Genomic DNA, 1,761 nt, shown 5'->3' with positions numbered 1-1,761 from the left:
GGGGCTGTCCAAAAAGTCGGATAGCCCCTTTTGCTATTGTTTATTTCGGTAAAAAGAATTATCTTACCGTTGCAAAAAAACAAACATTATAGCAATGGCTAAGATAGTATTTAAAGAGTTAACTTCCAACCAAAATGTACTTTTTCCGGTTAGTTTATCGGAAAAGATAGCTTCGAACCATCCCGTTCGTGTAGTAAACAGTGTTGTAGATGCCTTAGATATTAGCAGTCTGCTGCGGGCATATAAAGGAGGAGGAACCAGCAGCTACCATCCCCGTATGATGCTCAAAGTCCTGTTTTATGCATACCTGAACAATATCTATTCCTGTCGCAAAATAGAAAAGGCCTTACAGGAGAATATTCACTTCATGTGGTTGTCAGGTAATAGTACTCCCGATTTCCGCACTATCAATGATTTCCGTGGCAAACGCTTAAAAGAAAATATAAAATCGTTGTTTTCAGCCATTGTTCTGCTGCTACAGGAATCCGGCTATGTCAGTTTGGATGTACAGTATATCGATGGCACCAAAGTTGAATCGGCATCCAACCGCTACACTTTTGTCTGGCGTGGGAGTGTGGAAAAGAACAAGGCAAAACTGGAGTCGAAAATACAGGCAGTCCTTAGTGAGGTAGACAAACATATTGAGCAGGACAAACAGGAAAGGACACCGGATACCTTACCGGATATGGATTCCTGTGGTTTGCGGGAAAAAGTGAGCGCTTTAAACAAACGGCTCTCCGGGATGAACAAAGCCGAGCAAAAGCAAGTCAAAAAGCTACAGGAAGAATATCTGCCCCGCCTTGCCAAATATGAATCGCAATTGGAGAAATTAGGGGATCGTAATTCTTTCAGTAAGACAGATGAGGATGCGACCTTCATGCGCATGAAAGAGGATCATATGAAAAACGGGCAATTGAAACCCGCCTATAATATACAGCTTGCTACAGAGAATCAGTTTATTACAAATCTGGGCATTTACAGGCGCGCCGGAGACACAGGAACTCTAATTCCTTTTTTGAAAGATTTTCGGGAGACTTATCATAGGCAATCCTTTATAGTAGTAGCTGATGCCGGTTATGGAAGTGAACAAAACTACGAGTTTATGGAGAATGCGGGTATAGAGGCTTTTGTCAAGTACAATTATTTCCACAAAGAGCAGAAGTGTGCCTGGAAGAAGGATGCTTTTGCCATACAGAACCTTTACTACAATCGGGAACAGGATTACTACGTATGCCCGATGGGACAACATATGGAATATACAGGTCAAAGGAAAAGTAAGTCCGATTTGGGATATGTATCCGTACTGAAACGTTATCAGGCACAGAACTGTGAGGGTTGCCCGCTGAGATCTCAATGTCATAAATCAAAGACCAACCGGATCATAGAAGTCAACTATAAACTTAACAGGTATAAACAAAAAGCGCGCGAAAAACTCATGAGCGAAGAAGGTATTTATCATCGGGGCAGACGATGTATAGAACCGGAAGCTGTCTTCGCACAGATAAAGCATAACTCGGCATGGAACCGATTTAGATTAAGAGGGCTGGAGAAGGTAAAAACAGAGTTTACCCTGGTTGCTATTGCACATAATCTAAGGAAACTGGCTAAAAAAAACAGCTTTCTTTTATTTCTTACTTATTTCTGGAGGATTACTTTTCCAAAAGAGATAATAGAGAAGACCAAAGATGTTTTAAAAATAAAAATGGATAATAAACGGGCAGCATAACAAAAAAAGAAGGCATCCTTTTCAGACACCTTCTT

Annotated in this window: 1 protein-coding gene; it reads left to right on the top strand. The window is 40.9% G+C overall.

Translation table 11 applies throughout. The features are described from left to right. Nucleotides 1-94: 94 nt before the first annotated feature. Nucleotides 95-1,726 carry an IS1182 family transposase gene (locus tag WS42_RS14585; protein WP_013610532.1) on the top strand — a complete coding sequence of 544 codons (1,632 nt, stop codon included), beginning with the start codon at nucleotides 95-97 and terminating at the stop codon, nucleotides 1,724-1,726. Nucleotides 1,727-1,761 lie beyond the last annotated feature (35 nt).

Origin of the sequence: Odoribacter sp. N54.MGS-14 (genome assembly GCF_000980295.1) — a bacterium.
Classification (GTDB): domain Bacteria; phylum Bacteroidota; class Bacteroidia; order Bacteroidales; family Marinifilaceae; genus Odoribacter; species Odoribacter splanchnicus.
This window is presented reverse-complemented; position numbering and strand designations above follow the sequence as displayed.

What these genes read in the sequence shown, in the direction of transcription:
- WS42_RS14585 (WP_013610532.1), top strand. Translation starts at nt 95, where the DNA reads ATGGCTAAGATAGTATTTAAAGAGTTAACTTCCAACCAAAATGTACTT.